This window comes from Shimia sp. Alg240-R146, assembly GCF_947331465.1.
GTDB lineage: Bacteria > Pseudomonadota > Alphaproteobacteria > Rhodobacterales > Rhodobacteraceae > Shimia.
In genome coordinates, this window is sequence record NZ_CAMZOK010000001.1 from 1,854,730 (window position 1) to 1,875,142 (window position 20,413).

General features: G+C 57.3%; 27 protein-coding genes. 16 read left to right on the plus strand and 11 right to left on the minus strand.

What is annotated here, in order from left to right; translation table 11 throughout:
• The first annotated feature begins 6 nt into the window (after positions 1-6).
• The 8 genes from PG871_RS08945 to ribD all read left to right on the plus strand — a co-directional run bounded on the left by PG871_RS08945 (position 7) and on the right by ribD (position 4,437).
• Positions 7-405 (plus strand): hypothetical protein, encoded by a 399-nt coding sequence (locus PG871_RS08945; RefSeq protein WP_270728516.1) that lies wholly within the window; start codon positions 7-9, stop codon positions 403-405.
• Between the two features lie 47 nt (positions 406-452).
• Entirely contained in the window at positions 453-839 is a 387-nt protein-coding gene (locus PG871_RS08950; protein WP_270728518.1) for a hypothetical protein, read from the plus strand.
• 68 nt (positions 840-907) lie between these two features.
• Positions 908-1,309: a hypothetical protein gene (locus tag PG871_RS08955; protein WP_270728519.1), complete on the plus strand. Its 402-nt coding sequence runs from the start codon at positions 908-910 to the stop codon at positions 1,307-1,309.
• A gap of 49 nt (positions 1,310-1,358) precedes the next feature.
• Entirely contained in the window at positions 1,359-1,748 is a 390-nt protein-coding gene (locus PG871_RS08960; RefSeq protein WP_270728521.1) for a hypothetical protein, read from the plus strand.
• Between the two features lie 51 nt (positions 1,749-1,799).
• A complete protein-coding gene (locus tag PG871_RS08965; RefSeq protein WP_270728524.1) occupies positions 1,800-2,246 on the plus strand; it encodes a secondary thiamine-phosphate synthase enzyme YjbQ in 447 nt (148 codons plus the stop codon).
• Entirely contained in the window at positions 2,233-2,508 is a 276-nt protein-coding gene (locus PG871_RS08970) for an HlyU family transcriptional regulator (protein WP_270728526.1), read from the plus strand. The genes PG871_RS08965 and PG871_RS08970 overlap by 14 nt, the downstream gene beginning before the upstream one ends.
• Before the next feature lie 361 nt (positions 2,509-2,869).
• Positions 2,870-3,337, plus strand: a complete 468-nt coding sequence (gene nrdR / locus PG871_RS08975) for a transcriptional regulator NrdR (protein ID WP_270728528.1) — start codon at positions 2,870-2,872, stop codon at positions 3,335-3,337.
• A 20-nt stretch (positions 3,338-3,357) separates the two neighbouring features.
• On the plus strand, positions 3,358-4,437 hold the full coding sequence (gene ribD, locus PG871_RS08980; protein ID WP_270728759.1) for a bifunctional diaminohydroxyphosphoribosylaminopyrimidine deaminase/5-amino-6-(5-phosphoribosylamino)uracil reductase RibD: 1,080 nt from the start codon (positions 3,358-3,360) through the stop codon (positions 4,435-4,437).
• A gap of 11 nt (positions 4,438-4,448) precedes the next feature.
• Here the strand turns inward: ribD and PG871_RS08985 are convergent, their stop codons facing one another.
• The 3 genes from PG871_RS08985 to PG871_RS08995 all read right to left on the minus strand — a co-directional run bounded on the left by PG871_RS08985 (position 4,449) and on the right by PG871_RS08995 (position 9,008).
• A complete protein-coding gene (locus tag PG871_RS08985) occupies positions 4,449-6,467 on the minus strand; it encodes a capsular polysaccharide biosynthesis protein (protein ID WP_270728530.1) in 2,019 nt (672 codons plus the stop codon).
• A 15-nt stretch (positions 6,468-6,482) separates the two neighbouring features.
• Positions 6,483-7,619, minus strand: coding sequence for a polysaccharide biosynthesis/export family protein (locus tag PG871_RS08990; protein WP_270728533.1), 1,137 nt, complete (start codon positions 7,617-7,619; stop codon positions 6,483-6,485).
• A gap of 96 nt (positions 7,620-7,715) precedes the next feature.
• Positions 7,716-9,008 carry a capsule biosynthesis protein gene (locus PG871_RS08995; protein WP_270728535.1) on the minus strand — a complete coding sequence of 431 codons (1,293 nt, stop codon included), beginning with the start codon at positions 9,006-9,008 and terminating at the stop codon, positions 7,716-7,718.
• Positions 9,009-9,166: 158 nt separating this feature from the next.
• Here PG871_RS08995 and PG871_RS09000 point away from each other — a divergent pair, with 158 nt between their 5' ends.
• From PG871_RS09000 to PG871_RS09020, 5 genes are all read left to right on the plus strand, one after another.
• Positions 9,167-9,757 (plus strand): riboflavin synthase, encoded by a 591-nt coding sequence (locus tag PG871_RS09000; protein ID WP_270728537.1) that lies wholly within the window; start codon positions 9,167-9,169, stop codon positions 9,755-9,757.
• A gap of 325 nt (positions 9,758-10,082) precedes the next feature.
• A complete protein-coding gene (gene ribB, locus PG871_RS09005) occupies positions 10,083-11,204 on the plus strand; it encodes a 3,4-dihydroxy-2-butanone-4-phosphate synthase (RefSeq protein WP_270728539.1) in 1,122 nt (373 codons plus the stop codon).
• A gap of 3 nt (positions 11,205-11,207) precedes the next feature.
• Positions 11,208-11,759 (plus strand): 6,7-dimethyl-8-ribityllumazine synthase, encoded by a 552-nt coding sequence (locus tag PG871_RS09010; RefSeq protein WP_270728541.1) that lies wholly within the window; start codon positions 11,208-11,210, stop codon positions 11,757-11,759.
• Positions 11,756-12,226 carry a transcription antitermination factor NusB gene (gene nusB, locus PG871_RS09015; protein WP_270728542.1) on the plus strand — a complete coding sequence of 157 codons (471 nt, stop codon included), beginning with the start codon at positions 11,756-11,758 and terminating at the stop codon, positions 12,224-12,226. Before PG871_RS09010 ends, nusB begins: the two co-directional genes overlap by 4 nt.
• A gap of 89 nt (positions 12,227-12,315) precedes the next feature.
• The gene (locus PG871_RS09020) at positions 12,316-12,654 is read left to right on the plus strand and encodes a hypothetical protein (protein ID WP_270728545.1); all 339 of its coding nucleotides are present in this window, start codon (positions 12,316-12,318) and stop codon (positions 12,652-12,654) included.
• Positions 12,655-12,664: 10 nt separating this feature from the next.
• On the opposite strand, the gene PG871_RS09025 is transcribed toward PG871_RS09020, so the two are convergent.
• Genes PG871_RS09025 through PG871_RS09035 form a run of 3 tightly spaced genes read right to left on the minus strand, consistent with a single transcriptional unit; the run spans position 12,665 to position 13,877 of the window.
• Positions 12,665-13,102, minus strand: coding sequence for an SRPBCC family protein (locus PG871_RS09025; protein ID WP_270728546.1), 438 nt, complete (start codon positions 13,100-13,102; stop codon positions 12,665-12,667).
• Positions 13,077-13,421, minus strand: coding sequence for an ArsR/SmtB family transcription factor (locus PG871_RS09030; RefSeq protein ID WP_270728549.1), 345 nt, complete (start codon positions 13,419-13,421; stop codon positions 13,077-13,079). Before PG871_RS09030 ends, PG871_RS09025 begins: the two co-directional genes overlap by 26 nt.
• A 12-nt stretch (positions 13,422-13,433) precedes the next feature.
• The gene (locus PG871_RS09035; protein WP_270728552.1) at positions 13,434-13,877 is read right to left on the minus strand and encodes a hypothetical protein; all 444 of its coding nucleotides are present in this window, start codon (positions 13,875-13,877) and stop codon (positions 13,434-13,436) included.
• Between the two features lie 158 nt (positions 13,878-14,035).
• Here PG871_RS09035 and PG871_RS09040 point away from each other — a divergent pair, with 158 nt between their 5' ends.
• Entirely contained in the window at positions 14,036-14,461 is a 426-nt protein-coding gene (locus PG871_RS09040; protein WP_270728554.1) for a GFA family protein, read from the plus strand.
• Between the two features lie 153 nt (positions 14,462-14,614).
• Positions 14,615-15,028 (plus strand): hypothetical protein, encoded by a 414-nt coding sequence (locus tag PG871_RS09045; protein ID WP_270728557.1) that lies wholly within the window; start codon positions 14,615-14,617, stop codon positions 15,026-15,028.
• A gap of 445 nt (positions 15,029-15,473) precedes the next feature.
• Here the strand turns inward: PG871_RS09045 and PG871_RS09050 are convergent, their stop codons facing one another.
• Positions 15,474-15,875, minus strand: coding sequence for a hypothetical protein (locus tag PG871_RS09050; RefSeq protein WP_270728558.1), 402 nt, complete (start codon positions 15,873-15,875; stop codon positions 15,474-15,476).
• 105 nt (positions 15,876-15,980) lie between these two features.
• On the opposite strand from PG871_RS09050, the gene PG871_RS09055 reads away from it, so the two are divergent.
• Positions 15,981-16,463, plus strand: coding sequence for a MarR family winged helix-turn-helix transcriptional regulator (locus tag PG871_RS09055; RefSeq protein WP_270728559.1), 483 nt, complete (start codon positions 15,981-15,983; stop codon positions 16,461-16,463).
• Positions 16,464-16,558: 95 nt separating this feature from the next.
• On the opposite strand, the gene PG871_RS09060 is transcribed toward PG871_RS09055, so the two are convergent.
• From PG871_RS09060 to PG871_RS09075, 4 genes are all read right to left on the minus strand, one after another.
• Positions 16,559-17,407 carry a ferredoxin--NADP reductase gene (locus PG871_RS09060; RefSeq protein ID WP_270728560.1) on the minus strand — a complete coding sequence of 283 codons (849 nt, stop codon included), beginning with the start codon at positions 17,405-17,407 and terminating at the stop codon, positions 16,559-16,561.
• A gap of 121 nt (positions 17,408-17,528) precedes the next feature.
• Positions 17,529-17,936, minus strand: coding sequence for a DUF934 domain-containing protein (locus PG871_RS09065; RefSeq protein WP_270728563.1), 408 nt, complete (start codon positions 17,934-17,936; stop codon positions 17,529-17,531).
• Positions 17,933-18,730 (minus strand): phosphoadenylyl-sulfate reductase, encoded by a 798-nt coding sequence (locus PG871_RS09070; RefSeq protein ID WP_270728566.1) that lies wholly within the window; start codon positions 18,728-18,730, stop codon positions 17,933-17,935. The genes PG871_RS09065 and PG871_RS09070 overlap by 4 nt, the downstream gene beginning before the upstream one ends.
• Positions 18,720-20,402 (minus strand): nitrite/sulfite reductase, encoded by a 1,683-nt coding sequence (locus PG871_RS09075; protein ID WP_270728568.1) that lies wholly within the window; start codon positions 20,400-20,402, stop codon positions 18,720-18,722. Before PG871_RS09075 ends, PG871_RS09070 begins: the two co-directional genes overlap by 11 nt.
• Positions 20,403-20,413 lie beyond the last annotated feature (11 nt).

Genomic DNA, 20,413 nt, shown 5'->3' on the forward strand with positions numbered 1-20,413 from the left:
TTTAATATGATCAAACGCAATATGATTGCCGTTGTTGCCGCGTTGACGGTCGCGACGCCCGTTCTGGCGCAAAAATCGTTGTACAATAACCCGGTCGCTGACGCTGGTGCAGGCACCTTTGCGATTGTGAACAAGTGGGCGCATCGCGATGATGACATCTGGTGTGCGGCCGCGCGCGCTGCGCGTGAGCGTGGTGCTGCCTGGAGCAGTCGGTTGTATGTGGTGGACGTGGCCAGCGCCGCGCAGTCGCAATACGGCTCGGAAACATTCACGTTTACGTTCAACCCAACGCAACAGCAGCTGGATCAGGCACAATCGGGGCGCAGCAGCGTGCGCGGGATCGGAAACAATCTGACCATTAACTCGGCGAACCGCCGGTGTGTGCGGGAATTGGATTTCTTTTGAGGCTTTTCGTCGGAAATTTATTGGAGGTAGTGAACATGTGGAAATCAATGGCAATCGCTCTTACGGTCGCGGTTTGGGCAGCGCCCTCTTCGGCTCAGAATTTGCAGGCACAAAATAGCCCTACAGCTGATATCGGGCCGGGTACTTTTGCGGTCATCGACAAATGGGCGGGGCGGGACGACGATCTCTGGTGTGCAGCAGCGAGAGGCGCGCTCCAGCGGGGTGCAAGTTGGAAAGAACGACTTTATGTAACAGACGTCACCGGAGCGCGTGAGTCACAGTACGGGTCCGAGACAATCACCTTCACCTTCCGGCCCGGTCAGGACCTTTTGGCGCAGGGGAAAACAGGAAGCAGTGCAGTTCGCGGAATCGGAAACAGTTTGACGCTGACTGCTGCCAACCGGCGCTGTCAACGCGAACCCGATTTCTACTAAGTGATCGGCGCTTGTCCGAACACATTAACTTATCGGGTTTTGGCCAATTTGCAGAGGAAAGGTCAGGGATGAGAAAAGAACTTGGGGTTTTGGTTTTGGGTCTGGCGATTGTCGCCGGGCCTTTGGCCGCGCAGCAGAACAGCAGCAAGCGCAACCCGGTGGCTGACGCAGGATCGGCGACTTTTGTGTTGGTCAACAAATGGGGCTCGGGCGACCAGAGTATCTGGTGCGCGGCGGGAAAGGGCGCGCTTGACCGCGGTGCTGCGTGGAAAGATCGCATCTATGTAGTCGACGTTCAGAGCGCCGCGCAATCGCAATACGGCGCGGAAACTTTTACGTTCACTTTCCGCCCAACACAGGAGCAGCTGGCGCAGGCAAAATCCGGCACCAGCGCCGTGCGCGAGATCGGCAGTAATCTTACAGTCAACTCTGCCAACCGTCGCTGCCAGCGGGACATGGGTGCCACTTAAAACCATCTGCATGCTGTCTGCGTTCGTAGTCTTGAAAAAGGAGGTGAACATGAGACTGGTTATGACAATCGCGGCAGCGCTGGGGGTTGGCTCGGCGGCTATGGCCAACACCAATGAACTCAACAACCCGGTGAACACCTTGCCGGAAGCGGGCAGCTTCGAGGTGGTGAATAAATGGACACCGAAAGTGGACTATTTTTGGTGCTCTGCCGCTCGTGAAGCGCTCAAGAGAGGCGCGAGCCATAGAGATCGGCTGTATGTAAGCGCAGCCATGGGGCCAAGCAGAACCGAGACTGGAGAACGGGCTGTGGCGTTCACTTACCGACCGGATTCGGGCCTTGTTGCCCGTGGTCTTGCCAGCTCGGATGTGACCCAAATCGGCAGCAACATGTCGGTGAGTCAGGGCAAAAGGCGATGCGTAAGAGAGATTGACGGCTAGTCTGTTTCAAGAAGCGGTTGAAGAAATGGATCACCGCAATAAGCTGCGTCAATGCACAGGGTTTTTGATATTCCGACAAACGGGGCGGGGCTTTATGAATTTACCGCCAACATTGCGCGTTGGGTGGCAAACTCCGGCGTGCACGACGGTGTTTTAACGCTGTTTGTTCAGCACACCAGTTGCAGTCTTTTGATTCAGGAAAACGCGGATCCAGACGTGCAGCGTGACTTGCAGGCATTTTTTCACCGATTGGTGCCGCCGACCACGGATCCGACTATGTCTTATCTTGTGCACACCTACGAAGGTCCGGATGATATGCCCGCTCATATCAAGGCGGCGATGATGCCTGTTAGCCTGAGCGTGCCTGTTCAGGCTGGACGTATGATGTTAGGCACGTGGCAGGGAATTTACCTTTTTGAACATAGGAACGCACCGCACGTGCGGCATGTGGTTGCCGCGTTGACGGGGAGTCCGGGAGACGAGAATGAGCTTGTTTAAACGTTTGTTTGGCGGTGGCAGTCCTGAGCCTGCACCCATGGCTGAAAGTCAGGAGTATGAAGGGTTCACCATCACGCCGACTCCGATCAGCGAGGGCAGTCAGTTCCGTATTTCTGCCCGCATCGAAGCCGTGATCGATGGTGAGGAAAAACGCCACGACCTAATCCGAGCGGATGTGATCCGGGATTTAGATGAAGCCACAGACATGTCCGTGCGCAAAGCAAAGCAATTGATCGATCAGATGGGCAAAGCGTTGTTCTGAAATCTTGACGCCTGTCGTGGTATCTAAAACATATGATCCCTTGAGACGCATAAGGGCCGGTTTGCGGGCGCTCGGTGAGCGGATTTACAAAAGAAAACGCCGTCATATCGCAAATATGACGGCGTTTTTTCATGAATTGAAGGCGGGGAAGCGCCTTTGATTTCTATATAGGTGCGGTACGTAAATTTGTAACAGGGGAATGGCGGAGAATTTTTCCCCCTAGTCAGAAAAATGGCTTATCTTGAGGTGGGCGATTGCCTCTACACAAAGAATTGTAGCTGCCCTATAGTGCCTGTGGATAAGTGGGGAAAAACCCCAACACAGGCGGTAAACTAAGAGCAGACGAACGAAGGGAAGGCCCATGCGCTGTCCGTTTTGCGGAAATATCGATACACAGGTAAAAGATTCCCGACCCGCGGAGGATCATGTTTCGATCCGGCGACGCAGGTTTTGTCCAGCGTGCGGCGGGCGATTTACCACCTATGAACGTGTGCAGTTGCGCGATCTGGTAGTTGTAAAATCAAACGGTCGACGCGAAGATTTTGACCGCGACAAGCTTGAGCGGTCAATCCGGATATCTATGCAGAAACGGCCCGTCGAGCCTGAGCGCATTGATCAGATGATCAGTGGCATCGTGCGACGATTGGAAAGCATGGGTGAAACCGATATTCAAAGCCACATGATCGGCGAGATCGTCATGGAAGCGCTCGCGCGGATCGACACGGTGTCATATGTGCGGTTTGCCAGCGTCTATAAGAACTTCCAGGCGGCCGATGATTTTGATAAATTCGTCTCAGAGTTGCGTCCGAACACAACACCTGAGGAGTGAACTTGTCCGACAATCGGTACATGGCGCTTGCGCTGTCCTTGGGGCGGCGCGGGCAAGGCCAATGCTGGCCCAACCCGGCCGTGGGCTGCGTCATTGTGAAGGATGGCCGCGTCGTGGGCCGTGGGTGGACCCAGCCCGGTGGGCGGCCGCACGCGGAACCGGTGGCCTTGGCACAAGCCGGCGAGGCAGCGCATGGAGCGACCGCCTATGTGACGTTGGAGCCCTGCGCCCATCACGGCCAGACACCGCCCTGCGCAGACGCACTTATTGCTGCGAAAGTGGCGCGGGTTGTTGTTGCGGTTGAGGACAGCGATGCACGGGTTTCGGGCCGTGGCCTGGCGATGTTGCGCGACGCGGGGATCACGGTTGAGACCGGCGTTATGGCGGACGAAGCTGCCCGCGATTTACAGGGATTTTTCCTGAAAACTGATTTGGGTCGTCCTTTTCTGACGCTAAAGCTTGCCAGTACGTTGGATGGCTGCATTGCCACCGCCACAGGCGAGAGCCGGTGGATTACCGGTGCGGCAGCCCGACGTGAAGTGCATGCGATGCGTATGCGTCATGACGCGGTCATGGTCGGCGGCGGCACTGCGCGGGTCGACGATCCGTCCCTGACCGTACGCGACATGGGCGTGTCCCGTCAGCCGGTGCGCGTGGTTGTGTCACGGCGTTTGGATTTGCCCTTGATGAGCACATTGGCGCGCACGGCAAAAGACATCCCGCTCTGGATTGCGCATGGCGCGGATGCGGACCCGACTTTGCAAAAGACATGGCAAGATTTGGGGGCGGAACTTTTGCCGTGTACGCTGGAACGTTCACAGCTTTCGCCAGCTTCGGTGTTGACAGCTTTGGGCGCCAAGGGGCTGACACGGGTCTTCTGCGAAGGCGGTGGCACGCTGGCGGCGTCGCTGTTGGCAGCAGATCTGGTGGATGAGCTGATCACCTTTAGCGCCGGCATGGTGATGGGGGCCGAAGGCCACCCTGCAATTGGCGCAATGGGGATTGAACGGTTGGCCGAAGCGCCGCGGTTCGATCTGGTGACACAAAGGCCTGTGGGCCAAGACGTGATGTCGGTGTGGCATCGGGTGGAGCCGCGTTAACGGCCCTTCGGTCAGCGCCGCCAGATCCAACTGTAGCTTGCCAATGCGCCCTGCAATTTGGAAAGCGTCCGGTTGGACCAGCCGGGATGCGGGATATCACCGGTTGCAAGGCGATCCACAGCCACTTCGACAGAGCAGGGCAGACCGCTCACCGGATCACGGTAGCGTGGATAATCAATCAATGTGGCATGAACCAATCCTTGCAAGCTCGGTCGGGCTTGGCGGCGGGGGGGCACCGCACCGCGATCATCCGTCAGCCCCCAGCCAGCATAAAACGGCGCGCCAAAGGTGGTGACAGATTTGCCGCGCAGCAAGGCTTCAAACCCGGTGAGCGATGTCATGGTCCAGACCTCATCAACCTGTTCCAGAAGCGTGGCCATATCCACGTTGGACAGCACCAGATCAGCAGGTCCAGTTGCGTCGGGCGATATGGCGCCGCTTCGCAGACCCGCGTCCACGTCGGGGTGCGGTTTATAGAGGATCACGGCATCGGGATTGGCGGCGCGGGTGGCGTTCAAAAGATCAAGGTTGGTGCGCATGTCCGTTGTGCCGGTAAGTATTGAGGCGTCGTCCTCGACCTGACCGGGCACAAGTATGCGGTGGCCCTCGGGCAGGGCGGGCATGTCGCCACCCAGATTATACTTGCTAAGGCCTCGTTTGCGCAGGGCGGCGATAAGCGCATCGGCGCGACGCGTCTGTTCTGGGCGCAGGTCGGCGCGTTGGGCGATCAAGCGTTCCAGCCGGCTTTCGTGAGTTGGGTCGTAGTAGATGCCGAGATCGTCACAGACCAACGACAGCGGTGGCACAAGTTCTGCGCCAAGCCCGCGCGAGCGCAGAAAGCCGTCTTCGACGCGCGTCGCGCCGTCCGGGCCTGACTTGCTGGCCCAGACCATCGCTGGGCGATCGTCGCGGGTACGGTCAAATATCAGAGGTTTATGCGCGCCAAAGAAACCTTGCAAAGGTTTGCGTTTCCAAAGCCGCATGCCGTGGGCGGTCCAGCCGTGACGGTCTTCCCGCCACGTGCGGGTTTGTGCGGCGAGTTGTTCGAGTGCGTCTTCCAACTCGCAAAGCTGATCACGGCAGGGATCATACCAAGTGGGATATAAGATCATAGCGGCGGCAAAAAGCTGCGAGCGGGTCAATTGCCGCTGACGACGCGGTACGGGGTATTCATCGGACGTCAGACCCCAACCGGCATAGAAAGGCTGCCCAAAGACGCGGGGTTTGTGGCCCGCGTATATCGCTTCAAACCCGAGTTGAGAAGAAAACGTATAAACGCCCACGGCACCTTCGAACAAATGCCACGGGCTGATGGGGTCAGAATAGAGTGACACGCGCGCGGTTTCATCATCGGGGCCAAAGTAGCCTTGGCGCGCGCCATGTTGGGTCTCTGGGTGGGTCTTGATCAGCACAGGGCAGCCCGGGTGCTCTTCCTGCGCCATGATCAGCATTTCGCGAAAGCGGCTTTGGGCGATGTTGTCACCTGGGGCGGAGGCCGTGACCGAGGCGTCGCCAAAGGTCTGGTCAATCACCAAGACATAGCCGGGCTCGGGTAGGGAGAGATCGGTTTCCACCGCTGCGTATTTGGTCAGATGCGCCTCTTTTATGCGCGCCGCCGCGCCGCGCGCGCGGTTGAGCAGGGCAGTGTCGTCCAGCGGATGTGTGGCCAGCAGCGTTTCCAGATCAGACGGTATGGTAGGATCAAAGTGAGGGGCCTTGGTGTCGATCATCAGGCCAATTGGCGGTTCTTTGGCGGCACGACCGGGATGCAGGGAGCGCAGCAGCGCGTCTTCAAAAAACACACGCTCAGCACCCGTGTGCTCAGACACAGTAGCGCCGCGATGGCTGGTCGGGCTTTGGCCCCAGATGGCGATCAGATCGTCGGCCGAGGGTTTGCCAAAGCGCAGGTCAAAGCCTGCCAGTGCAATCATCCGGCGCAGGCGCTTTTGCTGAAAGAAGCCGCCGTTGAATGCAAAAAGCCGCCGGGGATGGGCGTCCCCGGCGGCTTTGATTTTGGTTTCGTCACTCACGTCAAGGCGGGCCTCTTAGAGGCTGCCAAGCGAGCTGAGCGTGTCAGCCGAAGTGGCCGTGCCGGTGATGGCGGCAATGGTTTTGTTCCACGTGGTGATCGGTGCTTCGGTGACGTAAAGTGTGTCGCCGTCGCGGATCACAAAGTCGCGCGCCATGAACATGCCGTTGGGCTTGGTCAGGTCAAGCACATAGACCATGCGCTGCGCGCCGCTCAGATCGCTGCGTCCCAGCACCTGATTGGACACGGGCTCAGCCTCGTTGCGGAATACAAACACACCCGTGGGATCGCTGGTGGTGGCCAGCAGGCCGCCGACCTGTGCGATTGCCTCAATGGCAGAAAGGTCTTTGGTGAAGAAACTCACGCGGCTTTGCGTGCCTGTTGCACCAAGTGCGGTGAAGGCGCGGGTGTCTTCTTCGACAAGGATGCGGTCGCCACCGCGCAAGGCGATGTCGAGTTCGGGATGCTCATACAGATCCTGAAACCAAATTTTGCCCGATGTACCGCTGCGCAGCACCGTGATTTGCGCGATCTCGGGCACAATCGTCACACCGCCGGCATGGGCCAGCATTGTCGACAGCGTGCGTGTGGGGCGCTCGATTGGATAGACGCCTTGAGCACCGACGGTGCCGACCAGCGAAACAGTGGCGCCATCGCCAGCGGCGCGGCGCACTTCGACCTGTGGATCAGGCGTCTGTTCTTCGAGTTTGGCGGAAATGATGCGGCGGATGCCTTCGGGCGTGTTGCCCGATGCGCGGATGCGACCCGCATAAGGCACAAAAATGAACCCGGCGCCGTCAACCTGAACTTCTTCGAGGATCGCCGCGACCTGACCTTCGGGGCCAAGCAGAGGTTTGTCCACGTTTTCCCAAATGGTGAGCGATAGGATATCGCCGGGACGAATTGTATCAGATCCGAGCTGTCCGGCGTTCTTGAACGCGTCATTAAAACCAAGTGCCGGCACCACAGCTGTGGCGCGCGTCACGCGATCATTGACGGCAACAACAAAGGCGTCGCCTTCTTTTTGCACTGATCCAGCGTAGATTTCGCGCTTGTTCGGACCAGGACGTGGGATGATAGAGCAGGACGCGACCAATGCTGTAACCGCAAGGACCGCGACGGACTTCGCCCATCGTGTTTCTAAGGATTTCACTGCTCGGTCTCCTCGACCTGTTATTATTCTGCCTCAGGTTTTGACTGCAACTTAGCGGAATCCAAACCAAAAATCCAGCGCTAGACTTTGTGTCTGCTACTTCACAAGCCGCAACTGTTGCCTTGGTGCCGCTGTTCCCGCGTCAAGCGCTTCATAGGGATCATGCGGGGAGAGCATCATGTCGACAACCTGTCGAAGCAGCTGACGCCGCCCGCCCGAGGAGTAAAATCCGCCAGCAACTTGGCTGGTTTCAAGCAAATAACGGCGAAAGACCTTGTACGCCTGATTGTCCGGACGGCCCGCACCTGCAAAGAAATCCGAAAGAGGCTGGGTGCTGACAAACTCGGGCTGATTGTAGACCGCATCGCCAAATACCTTGAGCGGAATGCCGCGCCAAAGCACCTGTTGCGCGGCCGTGGAGTTCACAGTCACAGCCGTGCGCGCGTCGTTCAAAAGCTGCGCCAGCTTGCCGCCGCGCACCCAATGGACGCGACCGGTAACGCCGTGTTCACGAGCCAGTTTCTTGATTTCGCGCCGCAGTGGCGCACGCCCGTCCTCAAGCGGGTGGGCTTTGAACACAAGATGATGGTGCTTGGGTGCGCCTTGCGCGAAATTCTCAATCACAAGGGCAAGAAAATCGGTCATGCTGTCAAAGGGCGAGTGCTGCTGAAAGCTGCTGTCGTGTTCCAGTTGCAGCAAGGCGAGATGATACGGGAACCCGCCAAAGCGAATGCGCAACGTCGAGATGCGGCGGTCTATGGCGAGAAACGGCATCAGGATCAGACGTTTGATATAAAGCTGGAATTCCTGAGCCACGCTGAGCGCGCGGTGTGGGCGAAAGTTACGATAACGCCGGTTCGCGAACATCACAAAGAAATGGTAGAGCGCGCCGTAAAAGACGTGCTGACGCATGTCCCCCCAATGACCGGGTGGCATCGGTGTTTCCAGATCGGCCCCGTCCAATGCAGTCTGCATCTGAGGAATTGACATCGACATCAAACGGGAATGGCCGTTGGATCCGCCACGCTCATAGGTCACCCAGTAGGGGCGCAAGTAGCCTTCTTCAAAGACATGAATGCCGAGCCCCATGTCCTTTGCAGCCGCAATCGCTTGGGCGTGTATCGGGCGCACGTCGCCGTAAAGAACAATATCCGTGATGCCCTTGTCAGCGGCCAGTTCGCGGAAATGCCCCTGCCATGCCTCAAGCGTCCCGCGGTAAGGCAAGAAGGTCGCGCGGTTGGGCCAAAAGACGCTGTCGCCGGCGTTAAAGCCAACACGCCACACGTCTGCGCCGGAGCGTTGCAGCATCCGGGCAAGCCTGCGGAAAAACGGACCATGCGGTCCTTGCAGGAACAGAAATACGCGTTTTGTGTCGTCTTTTTGGGTCATTGCGCTCAGGTTATAGAACAAAGTGATGCGCGACGTTAGCCTTCCGGTGCGGCAAAATTAGGGCATGAGGCGCGGGTCCGTGTGCCGCGAACGGGTTGCCTCCTTGGGGCCGCGGGAGTAGGTCTGGTCGCAACAAAGTCTTTAAGCGAGGAGCCCTTATGTTCACCGGAATCATCACCGACATCGGCGAGGTGCGCGCGCTGGAAAAACGCGGCGATCTGCGGGCACGCATTGGCACGGGCTATGACACTGCTGGTATTGATCTGGGAGCTTCGATTGCCAGTGATGGCGTCTGCCTGACGGTCGTTGAATTGGGGTCGGATTGGTATGACGTTGAGATCAGTGCTGAAACCGTATCCAAAACCAATCTCGGGAGTTGGGTTGAAGGCAAGGCCGTGAACCTTGAACGCGCGCTGAAAGTCGGTGACGAATTGGGCGGGCACATTGTGTCCGGTCACGTGGATGGCGTGGCAGAATTGGTTGCGATGCAGGATGAAGGCGACAGCACGCGCTTTACTTTTCGCGCGCCAGAGGCTTTGGCTAAATTCATCGCACCCAAAGGATCGGTGGCGCTTAACGGCACCTCGTTGACAGTAAACGAAGTCGATGGATGTGAGTTTGGCATCAACATCATTCCGCACACCAAAGAAGTCACCACATGGGGCGCAGCCAAGGTCGGGGATGCAATCAACCTCGAAATTGACACGCTTGCGCGCTATGTGGCCCGGTTGGCCGAAATGGGCGGCTGATCAAAAAAGGCAAATGGGGGCCAGCCCCCTCGCGCTGTCGCGCTCGCCCCCGGGGTATTTTGAGCCAGAAAGAAGAAGGCACGGCCTTTGGTTTTTTGTCTGGCTTTTCTTTCTGGCTCAAAATACCCAATCAGGCTCAACGCCAGTTGAGCCGGGCCCAACATCTTAAGGTCTTCTGAAAGAAGGACGTAGATGGCGGGAGTGTTGTTGTGGGCCGTGCGGTGAAGCACTGTTTCGTTGCGTTTTTGAACAAAATCCCGTCGCGAGCGCACTGGCAATCGTGGCGGGCATGGTCTATCTGAGCGGCAACAGACGGAGACTGCTTATGTCCTTTGAAAATCCCGGCCCCGTTGAGCAAAGCCTGCGCGATGCCATCAGCCCCATTGAAGACATCATTGCCGATGCCCGCGCCGGCAAGATGTACATCCTTGTGGATCACGAGGACCGTGAAAACGAAGGTGACCTGATCATCCCGGCGGAGTTTGCCGATGCGGATGCAGTCAACTTTATGGCCACCCACGGTCGTGGCCTGATCTGTTTGCCGATGACGGCTGAGCGTATTGACCGTCTTGGATTGCCGATGATGGCGGTGAACAACTCGTCGCGCCATGAAACGGCCTTTACTGTGTCCATTGAAGCGCGGGAAGGCGTCAGCACGGGGATCTCGGCGGGCGATCGCGCGCTGACCATCGCGACTGCGATCAACGAACAAAACACGATGGCCAGCCTTGCAACGCCTGGCCATGTCTTTCCGCTGCGTGCCAAGCGGGGCGGTGTATTGGTGCGGGCCGGCCATACCGAGGCGTCGGTTGACATTTCCCGTCTGGCGGGCTGTCACCCGAGCGCGGTGATCTGCGAGATCATGAATGACGATGGCACCATGTCGCGCCTGCCGGAGTTGGTCGAATTTGCCAAAAAACACGACCTTAAGATCGGCACAATCAGTGATCTGATCACGTATCGCTCCCGCAATGACAACGAAGTGGTCGAAACCAAACGCGAAACCGTGTCCTCCGAGTATGGCGGTGAGTGGGACATGCGGATCTTCACTGACCAGATCCACGGCGTAGAACATGTGGTGATGATCAAAGGTGACATCACAACAGACGCGCCGGTTTTGGTGCGTACGCATGCCATGCACGAAGCCAGCGACATTTTGGGGTTGGGTCCAAAATCAACCCGCGAATTGCCCGCAGCGATGGAAAAGATTGCGGCCGAAGGCCGAGGGGCAATTTGCCTGTTCCGTGAGCCGCGCCACAGCCTTTATGCTGATGAGGATGAAGGCCCCCGCACGGTCAAGCGCACCGGTTTGGGAGCACAAATTTTGTCCAACCTCGGCGCGACGGAGCTGGTTTTGCTGACAGATAGCCCGCAGACCAAGTATCTCGGGCTGGACGCTTACGGGCTTTCTATTGTGGGCACACGCCCGATTTTGTCGGAAGGATAAGTCATGGCCGGTGCCGAAAAACACTACATCATGCCGCGCGCGGAATTTGACAAGTCGGTCAAACTCGCCGTCGTTATGTCGCCTTACTATAAGGACATCGCCGACAATATGTTGGCCGGTGCCGTGGCCGAAATCGAAGCCGCTGGCGGCACTTATGAGGTTGTCCAAGTGCCCGGCGCGTTGGAAATTCCGACGGCCATCGGCATTGCGGAACGCATGTCCAACTTTGACGGCTACGTTGCGCTTGGGTGCGTTATTCGCGGTGAAACCACGCATTATGAAACCGTCTGCAACGACAGCAGTCGTGCTATCCAGTTGCTTGGTCTTCAAGGACTGTGCATCGGCAACGGAATCCTGACCGTGGAAAACCGCAAACAGGCGGAAGTGCGCGCAGATCCGGCGGATCAGAACAAAGGGGGCGGCGCGGCGGCTGCGGCCTTGCATCTTATTGCATTGGGCCGTAAGTGGGGCGCTCAGCGAAAAGGAGTCGGGTTTTTACCAGACTCTGAGGAATACAAACTCGCTGGTGAGCTCAAGGACAATCCAACCGCATGACTATTTCCGGCAACCAGAAACGTAAGATGAAATCCGCGTCCCGCCTCTATGCAGTGCAGGCGCTGTTTCAGATGGAATCTTCCAGCCAGACCGTAGAACAGGTGCGGGTTGAGTTTCTGGATCACCGGTTTGGCGCCGAGATTGATGACGCCTCTGACATGATCGAGGGCGACCACGATCTGTTTGTGAAAACCCTTGGCGATGCAGTGAACTATCAGGCGCAAATTGATCAGATGACCGACCGCGCGTTGGCGACAGCTTGGCCGATCGACCGCATTGACCCAACTTTGCGGGCCTTGTTCCGCGCCGCGGGTGCCGAATTGGTGCAAAGCACCACGCCGCCCAAAGTGGTGATTTCGGAATATGTGGCCATCGCGACGGCGTTCTTTCCTGAAGGCAAAGAACCTAAGTTCGTGAACGCGGTGCTGGATCATATGGCGCGTGAGGCCAGACCCGAAGCCTTCTGAACAAGCTGCCGCGCGGCTTTGTCGCGGCGAAGTGATTTTGTCCGGTAGCGAATAGGGCGTAGTGTTTCCTTAGAAAAAAGGGGGCCGTCGTGCCAAAGCTCATTCGACTTTATATCACCCAAGTTCTGATTGGTTTTGCACTCTCAGCTGCGTTTGTCGCCCTACTTTTGTGGGCCAATGTGGCCAATCTCACCCATTTGATAACCAACACATCCGGCGGCTTTATCGCGCTCTTTATGTTGTGGTTTCTCAACGGGATCGTTTTTGCCGGGGTGCAGTTCGGTATCTCGATCATGCGCATGGCGCGTGATGACGATAAACCGGGCGGCGGCAAGCGCGATGCGCTTCCGGTTGTTTTTACAAGCGCTGTGCCGGTGAAAATCAAACCAGAGCGCCCCGTGCGTCAGCGGGATATTCACCGCCGCTGACGCAAGTCGGTCATTCCATGCCGTGCAGGTTTGACAGGAACCCGTGCCAACCTTTGTCGAGCGCCATCACAAGGCCGAAAGCGTCCGCATTTTTTGGCAACCCGCTGTGCACCAGCGATAAGCGTGTGCCGCCTGGTGCCTCATGCAGATGCCATTCCACAGTTGTCATCGCGCCTTCCATCGGGCCGACGGTAAAGCTCCATTTCATGTAGTCGTGCGGCGTGGCCTCTTCGACTTTGCCCCAGCACATCCGATCGCCGTCTTTTTCTGAGCGCAGCATGTAGTCCTCGCCTTCCGCCAAGTCGGCATCAGCAGGATGAAACCAGTTTCCGAGCAGATCGGCCTTGGTCAGAAAGTCCCACACGCGGGCTTTGGGCGCGGCCAGAAAGACGGATTTGCGAATGGTGGTGTCGAGCGATACTTCAGTCATTGTTGCGTCCAGTGTCATGTGATTGATCCTTTTCAATGGCAGTTTTCAAAGCGTCGAGACGGTCGTCCCAGAATTTGTCAAACCAGCTGAGCCATTCAAAAACCGGTTTCAGCGCCGCAGCGTTGAGGGAATTCACTTTTTCCCTCCCGCGGGGTTCCACGTTGATCAACCCGCCATCAGACAACATCACCAGATGCTTTTTGACGGCGGCGCGAGTCATGTCGAAGTGCTCTGATACTTCGGCAATGGTCATTGGTTCCTGTCCCAACATGCGCAGGATATCGCGGCGGGTTGGGTCGCCCAGGGCGCGGAACACGGGTTGTAGGTTTGGCGGCATTTTGGGCTCCGGTTACTTGGTTTCGGGGGCGGGGGTGCCGCCGGATAAATGTGCCTTGAGGCTGGTTTCAAAGAAGCTTTCCCAGCCGCGGGTGCAGACATCGAGGCAGGCGAGATTGGCGTTCAGCCCCACATGTTCCAAGGTGATGTCGCATCCGGTTTGTGTTTGGGCGATGTCCCATCGCAAGTGCGTGCCAATCCATTCGGCAGGATCATAGTCGTTGATGATCATATGCGCGTCGGTGCACAGCCACGTCAGGGGATTTTCAGCGTCAAAAGCAAAGCTGGCATGGCTGTCGTTGAACCGTACGGTCACGCCAGTTGGCGTGCGCTCGGCGCGAGTGGTCCACCAAATATGCATGTCGTCAAACAATGCAGCGCGGGCGGTCGCGACATCAGTTGGAACCGAAATCGTGGCACTGTAGTTTGCGTCGGTACTCTGTGTTTCGAGCGGCATTCTGACCTCCTTAAGTGATACTATTTGGTATCCTATATATGATACCTAAAAGTATCACGTCAATGGTGGGCGCAGCGCTCTGCGAGTTTGAGGTGTCGTTTTTGACGGGCAAAGTCCAATTTTGGTGTCTTAGCCTTTTGAAAACATTGGGGGATGCCATGACAACGCGCGGATTTTGTTTTTGCAGGAAAACTACGTGGGAATATGAGGGCGCAAGCACGTGGGAGTGCTATTGCCACTGCGACGACTGCCGACGCAATTGTTCCGCGCCTGTGGTGGCGTGGCTTGGTGTGCCGCTTAGAAACTTTCGCTGGACGGGGCAGGCGCCCAGAACGCTGGAAAGCTCAAAGGGTGTTTACCGCCACTTCTGCGCCGACTGCGGCGCGCCGATGGGGTTTGAGGCGGATCACTATGCGGGAGGGATGCACCTTTACGCCGCGTCGTTAGAGGACCCAACCAAGTTCAATCCGACCTTTCATGTGAACTGGAAGGACAAGTTGCCTTGGTTGGCGATGGAAGATGGTCTGACGAAGTATGACACAACGCTTTTGCATGCGCCGGAAGATTTGAGCGCGTTTGAGTGAGACACGGCGAGGACCATAAATATCACGGCTTCAAAACTGTTTTTCCCGCCGAGGCATTGGCCTAGGAACGCGGATGATGCTGATTGATAGAACATCAGGTTTGAGCCCATAGCGATACTTGAAACACCACTATTGATTTAGTTAGAAATTTGTATGGCTTGGAAACGGTTCTTCACAAGAAAATACCCAACAGAAGTACTTCCTGACTGGGAGCCTGTCCCGTGGCCGATGGAGGTGAAGGCTGCCGAGAAGCAAAAAAAGGGCTTCTTGAAACGAGCAGAACGCGCCATTCGATGGAACCCTGTGCTCTGGGAGAGCTTTCCGGCAGAAGGCATATTTGGCAAGAAAAGGGCTTGGTTCCAATCACATGACATTGCTTATGTAGCGTCACTCGAGGACGAATACTTAATACTCATGGATAATGTATATTTTGGTTGGCCTGATCCTCCACGATGGGGCCTAGCCTCACGGTCCAAAGCACAAAGCTATGATGACTGGAGCCACTGGGGGCACTTCCCGGATATACCTGAAGCTTGGGAATTGCCAAAAAAACGGGAAGAACACTAAGCCGCAGGCTAGATTGCGGACGGCAGAAAGGTCCCGCCAAGCGGACAATCAATGTGGCCAGAACAATCCAGAGCTCCTCCATTGCCAAAGCTATGCTTTGGCAGCGCCCGAACCGCCCCCACGGGGCGGGCGCTTCGCTTCCACCCCTCGGTTCGGACGCGGTGGGTCCCGCTTATGGTGCAACGGCAGCTTAGTCCCGCAATGCCGCCGTTCGATGTTTGGGCGCTGAAATTGGCCGATGCTGGCCACTTTGACCTCTATTACAAGTCACGCGATGTGGAACCGTCCGCAGATGGAATGGCCGCTTGGTTCAATGCTCACATGTGAGCTCGACTATATTTTTTGGAGATTGATCTCATGACTGATGAAACCAACACACCGGCCCCAACACTCCGGGCGGTTCTGACCGGAGCGGTATTTGGGAATTTGTTAGCCTGCGTTGGCTTTATGCGGGGGCAGGCTTTTCACGCCCGCGCAGAACAGCCCACATAAGGCCGACTGACAACAGGCCAAACACCAACCCCATCACGGATCCGGGTTTCAGACCGCCATAGGCTCCCACAAATATCGCGTCGTGAAAGTTGATGGCGGCAATGCCAAAAGCACCGATCAACAAAGATTCGGTTGTGCCGCGAATAGCGGCGTAGAGCGCGATCAAGGCGACCGTCAGTTGCCGGCCCAGAAAAAGTCCAGCGACCGAACCGAGCGAAGCGGCCTCGCCGGTCAGTGATTTCAAACCCGGATTGTTTGCGGGGTTAAGGTAGGCCGGAATGGTGAACAGCAGGATGATCGTTGCGAGGGCGCCCAAGGCGATCCTGATCCACAAAGCATGTTTGTAAGTTGTCATTGTTTGCAATCCTATCAATTTATCTTTCCGGAAAGATAAATTGCTCTATTGTGATCGGCAAGAAGAATCTTCAGGTTCAGGAGAGTAGCAAGAGCGGAGAGATGTGTGGCGGCTTCTGACAATGACACGCAAGTACCCGATGTGCCCGTTGCCGCGCGGATTGTTCCGGCGCTTTTTCGCAGCAGAAACATCATCTGGGACAATGATCATCGCGTTGTTGAGGCGCATGGGGTGACATGGTCGCAGTTTGTGACACTGATTTCGTTACAATCTGCCGGCCCTGAATTGGTCTTGTCACCCACCCAACTGTATTCCGCGGCGCAAGTCAGTTCTGGTGGTCTCACAAAGATGCTGAACGGGCTTGAAAAGGACGGTTACGTCGATCGCATCCCAAACCCTCAGGACAAGCGCAGCCGGTTGGTCAAACTGACACCGACGGGAGATGGCAAAGCGCGAGCTATTTCAAAGGAACTTGTGACGGCGAACCAGACACTGATCGGTGGAATTTTGTCGGAAGCCGAAACGGAGCAACTGGCGGTGCTTCTGAGGAAGCTCTTGATTGGGCTGCAGCAGTCGCCCTTGTCGTAAGCTGTCTTTTTTGGGTGGACTGAAAATGGCGTGTTTCAAAAGAAAAGCGCCCGCGATCTCGTGACCGAAGGCGCTTTAATTGCTTCTCGTAAGCCTCAGTCGAGGAAGGCTTTTTCCACCACGTATTGCGCAGGTTTGGAGTTCGCGCCTTCTTCAAGACCAGCCGCTTCGAGCATGGCTTTGAGTTCGAGGTTGAACGCCAAATTGCCACAGATCATCGCGCGGTCGTTTTGCGGGCAGAGCGGTTCCACGCCGAGATCTTTGTAGGCTTCGCCCGAGTTGATCAGGTCAGTGATCCGGCCCATCTTGGCGCTCTCTTCGCGGGTGGTGGTGGGGTAGTATTTGATCTTCTTCCAGAAGCCTTCGCCGATCACCTCGTTCAGAAGTTCGTCTTCTTTGAGCGAGTCGATGATGTTGCGGCCATAGATCAGCTCATCCGCCTGACGGCAGGTGTGGGTGATGATGATTTCGTCGTAATCCTCATAAGTCTGCGGTTCGCGCAGCAGGGAGGCAAAGGGCGCAAATCCGGTGCCGGTGGCAAAGAACCACATGCGCTTGCCAGGGATCAGCGCGTCGTGCACCAGCGTGCCAACGGGCTTGGGCTTCATAAAGATTTCGTCGCCCACTTTGATGTGCTGCAATTTGGAGGTCAGCGGACCGTCCTGCACCTTGATCGAGTAGAACTCCATTTCCTCTTCCCAGCTGGCGGAGGCGATGGAATAGGCGCGCAGCAGAGGTACCTGTTTGCCGGTCTTGGGGTTCACATCGCCCATCAGGCCGATCATCACAAATTCGCCCGAACGGAAGCGCAGCGATGCGGGGCGCGTGCATTTGAACGAAAACAGACGGTCGGTGTAGTGCTTCACCTCGGTCACGGTTTCGGTGTTGGGCAGCTTCGGGGCCTTGGCGGCGGGCGCGGTTGTCACGGGTGTTTGCTCGTTCATAATCACATCTCGGGCAGGAGTAACCCTTGCCCCTCATCTAGCAGTTTCAGGTGTCATTTAAAGGCATATCGGCAATGCGGCTTTGATTTAACGCAAGGTCGCATTACGATTTTGCTATGTGTTAGCCGCGCATGCGGGCCTGATAGTCATGGGCTTTCCAGCCGGCTCGGAAGGTCCATTCGGCCTCGGGCTGACGTTTTGCGAGGTCGTCGGAAATTTCCACTTCGTCAAAGCCGACGCGACGGGCCATGGCGTATTGGTCAGAAATCACATGGCCCCTGGCCCGCAGGCGGCCTTGGTAGCCGTTCAGGCGCAAATGGCGTGCGATGGTAAAGCCGCGCCCGTCAGCGAATGACGGAAAATCGACGCGGATCATTTCGACGCCGGCGAGATTTTTGATCAGTTCAGCAGGGTCAGTGTCAGAGGGCACGTCCAGAGCGGAGACGTCGTTGGCGGCTTCGTCCAGCGGCACAAAGGCGCCTGTGTAGTCGTCCGCGCCAAAGCCGGTGTCGGTTACAATCACAGTCATGTTGTTTCTCCTGATCGCACCATTTTGCCGTTCACAAAATGGATGCCACATTCGTCTTTTTCCTGTCCGCGCCAACGGCCAGACCTAGGGTCTTGGCCTTCGGCCACTTTGGAGGTGCAGGGCGCACAGCCAATGGACGGGTAGCCTTGTGCCACAAGTGGGTGACGGGGCAGGCGGTTTTCTTCCATGTAGTCGCGTACGTTTTCCGGAGCCCAATGGGCCAGCGGGTTGACCTTGATGCGGCCGGTAAAGTCTTCGACCTCAAAGAAATCAAGTGCGGCGCGGGTGCCGGATTGAAATCGTTTGCGCCCGGTGATCCAGCCGTCAAAGCCGCGCAGGGCCTTTTGCAGCGGGCGGGTTTTGCGCAGGCTACAGCAGGCGTCGGTGTCGCGTTGGTGCAATGTGCCGTCCGCATCTTCAGCCGCGATTGTGGCGTCAGAGGCGCGGATGATCTGCACATTTTCAAGATGCAGACGCTCTGCGAGTTCTTGTTGGTAAGCCAACGTTTCGGCGAACAGCATCTCGGTGTCGACAAAGATCACCGGAAGGGTGCGGTCCACAACAGCAGCCATGTGCAGCAACACCACAGATTCCGCGCCAAAAGACGACACCAGCGCCAGTTTTCCGGCCTGCGGATCCTTGAGCGCGGCCTGCATCACCGAAGTCGCCGAGTGGTGGCGGTAGCGCAGGTTCAGTGCATCCACTTTGGCTTGCAGCGGGTCAACGCGCGTGGCCCCCGGCGCAAGGCCGGTGGTCAGCGGAGAGGTGAGTGGGGACAGCCCATCATGCTGCATTGGCCCGAACCTTAGCGTCTTGTGCCTCTGGATAGAGGTAAGCTTTGAACGGGGCCAAGCCAAGGCGACGGTAGGCCGCTAGGAAGGTTTCCGCCGGACTGTCGCGCAGCTCCAGATAGCCGTTCACAAGCCGTTCGATGGCCGGAACGATTTCGTCATAGGCAAAACCGGGGCCTGCGCGCTCGCCAATAGCGGCATCCCAAGTGGCGTCGCCACCCAAGGTGATCTGGTAGTTTTCCACGCCAGCGCGGTCCAGACCCAGAATACCGATGTGGCCCACGTGGTGGTGACCACAAGCGTTGATGCAGCCCGAGATTTTGATCTGCAGATGGCCGATGTCATGCTCGAGCTTCAACTCGTCAAAACGCGTCGCGATCTGTTGCGCCACTGGGATCGAGCGAGCCGTTGCCAGCGCGCAGTAGTCCATTCCGGGGCAGGCGATGATATCGCTGATCAAACCGATGTTGGCGGCGTGGAGGTCAACGTCGCGCAGGGCGGCGTAAACTGCGGGCAGGTCCGATTTGTGCACATGCGGCAGGATCACGTTCTGCTCGTGGCTGATGCGCAGCTCGTCATGGCCGAAGTCACGCGCGATTTGCGCCAGCGTGCGCATCTGTTCGGATGTCGCATCGCCCGGCGTGTCGCCTTGTTTTTTAAGGGACACGGTGACAATCGCATACCCGTCGATGCGGTGTGCGGCCAAGTTGGTGTCGACCCAGCTGCGGAACAGAGGGTTGGCCTCGTATGCGCTGTCAAATTCCACGGTCGGCGCGTTGCGGAAGGCAGGCGCGGCAAAGTGGTTTTGGATGTCGGCGAACAACGCTTGATCCACACCGGTAAAGGTCGGACGGATTTGCGCATAGCGCTCGTCCACGCGGGCGCGGATGTCTTCAAGACCGTGCTCGTGCACGGTGATCTTGATACGGGCCTTATATTTGTTGTCGCGACGGCCAATCTGGTTCCAGACCGAGACTGTGGCCTCGATGAAGGGCAGCAGGTCTCCGCGAGGCAGGAAGTCGTGCAGGACTTTGCCAATCATTGGCGTGCGGCCAAGGCCACCACCAACAAGCACTTGATAGCCCACAACGCCGGCGTCGTTTTTGACGATGCGCACAGCCAAGTCATGCGCCTTGAGCACGGCGCGATCTGCGGCGGCACCGCTGACAGCGATCTTGAACTTGCGGCCCATGAACTGAAATTCGGGGTGATCTGTCGACCATTGGCGGATCAGCTCGGCCAACGGACGCGGGTCTTCGATTTCGTCCGCAGCGGCACCGGCGAAGTGGTCCGCCGTTACGTTGCGGATGGTGTTGCCCGAGGTCTGGATCGCGTGCATGCCAACTTCGCCCAAAGCGTCGAGCATGTCAGGCACGTCGGTCAGTTTGGGCCAGTTGTACTGGATGTTCTGGCGGGTGGTGAAGTGGCCGTAGCCCTTGTCCCACTTGTCCGCCAGCAGCGCGAGTTTGTCCATCTGTGCCGACGACAGCGTGCCGTAAGGAATGGCGACGCGCAGCATGTAGGCGTGCAGTTGCAGGTAGAGACCGTTCATCAGGCGCAGCGGCTTGAATTCATCTTCGGTCAGGTTGCCGGCCACGCGGCGTTCGACCTGTGCGCGGAACTGACGGTTGCGCTCGGCCAAGAAAGCTTTGTCGAAGTCGTTGTAATGATACATGGGTGCGCTCC